Here is a 2966-nt window from a genome sequence, read left to right as displayed (position 1 = left end):
TACATCGGAAACCATCTCCAAAACGCGCAGACTAACGTCAGCCAAAGTGCTGTTTTGGGACCTTTGTTAGCGCAAAGTGGCTATCAAGTGCGTTATGCATCCGATAAAACCAATAAAACAGCACGGTTATGGGATATGTTGTGGACGACTTTCAGAAATTATAAAAAAACCGATCTTGTATTGATCGACACTTACAGTACACAAAATTTCTATTATGCGGTTTTGGTAGGGTATTTATGTAGAATGTTAAACTTGCCTTATATTCCTATTCTTCGTGGTGGTAATTTGCCGTTCCGTTTAAAGAAGTCGCCCAAACTGTCCAAAAACCTATTTAAAAACGCCCTTGTCAATGTGTCGCCATCCTTATATTTAAAGTCAGCCTTTGAAGCCTTGGGCTATGACAATCTTGTTTATATTCCCAATACATTAACAATTGCAAAGTATCCGTTTTACAAAAAAAACTATGATCAACCCCGATTGTTATGGGTGCGATCCTTTTCAGAAATATATAATCCTACCTTGGCCATACAGGTTTTAGTTGAGCTTCAACAACGTGGTTATAATGCGAGTTTGTGCATGGTAGGACCAGATACCGATGGCAGTCTGTCTCAAGTCAAAGCTCTGGCAAAACAGCTAAAGGTGTCCGTTAAATTCACAGGAAAACTGACTAAAAGTGAATGGAATCGACTATCAAAAGAGTATAATATATTCATAAATACCACAAATTTTGATAATATGCCGGTAAGTGTCATTGAGGCCATGGCATTAGGTCTTCCTGTGGTTTCAACAAACGTGGGTGGATTGCCATATTTGATAACTGATGGTGTTGATGGCATGTTGGTGCCACCCAATGATAAAATAGCGATGGCTAATGCCATTTGCTCTGTTTTTGAGAATTTGGAAACAACAGAAGCCATGGTACTAAAAGCCAGGCAAAAAGTAGAAGCTTTTGATTGGGAAAAGGTAAACAAGCTTTGGGATAAGGTGCTTGGAGATTTATGATAGTAGATTAACGACTAGCGATTGATGAAGCCTGTAAGTTAGATAACCCACAACGCACAACCGATAAGCCACAACCGTCCTACGTCTTAAGTCATTTGTCTTATGTCAAGTATCAACCGACAACTCACAACCGACAACCGAAACTCAACTATAAAAATCAATTAACATTTGTACAGTGCTGGAGACTTATTATCTTCACATCACTATAATTTAAATACATGTCAAAAAGCAGGATCCATTTTCAGGTATCAGAACGCAAATTGTTGCTCCGTGCAATGGATTTGATTATGGTTGTTTTTGGATTATATATTTTACAGTTCTTTTCCCAACAGGTATATGTAGAGATTTCTTGGGAAAACCATGTGGCCATTGGCATATTATTATTTTATATCGGTGTTTTCGGAACTGTTTTTGAAGCTTATGACTTGCAGAAATCCAGTAAGCTCGATGCCTCGTTCAACGTTATTGTACTCACGGTATCCACAAGTTTGCTGTTTTATTTTTTGACGCCAATATGGACGCCCTTCTTGCCCGAAAAACGTCTTCAGATTGTCTACTTTTTCATTACAATAATAAGCGCTATTTTTTTATGGCGTACGGCCTATATCACCTTAATTGCTTCACCACGATTTTATAAAAGAGTCCTCATGGTAGGTGAAATTGCTTACGTAGATAGTTTTGTCAAAGCACTAAGGCAAGCCGATCCGAACTATAAAATTGTAGGGTTTATTAATGGTAAGTTGCCTAAGACCGATACCTTAAAACTTAATGGCATTAAAGAATTTGGAGCACACCAATTGTTCCAGGCCATCAAGGAAGAAAATATTTCTGAAGTGGTTGTGGCAAGTTATAGCCCTGAGATTATTACGGTCGAAATCTATAATAATTTAATGACGCTTTTGGAGAAAGGGATTGCGATCAGGGAATATACACAGGTCTATGAAGAGGTCACCTATCAGGTGCCTATTCAATTTATTGGGAAGGATTTTTATAGGTACTTCCCTTTTAGCCGAAGTAATCAAAACAAACTATATCAGTTTTTTCATCGGGTGTTCGACCTACTTATTTCTTGTGTTGGAATGGTTTTTGGCATCTTAATTTTACCCTTAATACTAATAGGTAATCTATTAGGCAATAGAGGGCCTTTATTATACACCCAGTCTAGAGTGGGTAAAAACGGAAAGACTTTCAACATCATAAAACTGCGCAGCATGATTGTCAACGCTGAAACGGATGGAGCCAAGTGGGCGCAACCTAATGACGTGCGGGTAACCCGGTTTGGAAAATTTTTACGCCATAGCCGAATTGATGAAATACCACAGTTTATCAACATCATAAAAGGTGATATGAGCGTGATAGGGCCACGTCCCGAACGCCCATTTTTTGTGAATGAGCTCACCAAAATAATTCCTTTTTATGAAACCCGGCACATCATTAAACCTGGGCTGACCGGATGGGCACAGGTAAAAACCCGTTACGGATCATCGGTAGAAGAAAGCCGCATTAAACTCCAATACGATTTGTTTTACATCAAACACCGCAGCGTTTTTCTCGATCTCAATATTATGGTCAAAACCCTCAGCACCGTGCTGTATTACAGAGGACAGTAGGGGGTAAGGATTGTTGATTTTTGATTTATGAAGTATTTTGAACATGAAAAAACAACTGTATAGTTCTTTTAGGACTATCAACTATATTTGTATAACTATATTAGGATTTAATCAATAACCTGTATAGCTATTTCAGGACGGGTCAAAACCGACGTTAGGAGGTTTGGACGGAGGGTTTGTTAGGATCTATCAACTTCAACAATAGAACACAGATAACACAGATTTTGTAGATTTTCACTGGTTTTACTGAGATATCTGGATTTATTCACCTTCAATTCAATTTCGACTTCAATTTCGACTTCAACTTCAACTTCTCCCAAGCAAACATAGGAGCAATCGGGATTCAATTTCAAG

At 38.3% G+C, this 2966-nt stretch carries 2 protein-coding genes; both read left to right on the top strand.

Features of this window, described 5'->3' with window-relative positions; genetic code table 11:
- Positions 1 to 1002: glycosyltransferase family 4 protein (locus VNJ50_RS01570; RefSeq protein ID WP_325578403.1), on the top strand; the 1002-nt coding region annotated here is incomplete at its 5' end.
- A 218-nt stretch (positions 1003 to 1220) separates the two neighbouring features.
- Positions 1221 to 2612: an exopolysaccharide biosynthesis polyprenyl glycosylphosphotransferase gene (locus VNJ50_RS01565; protein ID WP_325578401.1), complete on the top strand. Its 1392-nt coding sequence runs from the start codon at positions 1221 to 1223 to the stop codon at positions 2610 to 2612.
- Positions 2613 to 2966: the final 354 nt, after the last annotated feature.

The sequence above is a fragment of the Gelidibacter sp. genome (assembly GCF_035577925.1).
In the GTDB taxonomy this organism is placed as follows: Bacteria; Bacteroidota; Bacteroidia; order Flavobacteriales; family Flavobacteriaceae; genus Gelidibacter.
Note: the sequence above shows the minus strand (reverse complement) of the source record. Positions and strands in the feature narration are given on the sequence as shown.

What these genes read in the sequence shown, in the direction of transcription:
- VNJ50_RS01565 (WP_325578401.1), top strand. Translation starts at nt 1,221, where the DNA reads ATGTCAAAAAGCAGGATCCATTTTCAGGTATCAGAACGCAAATTGTTG.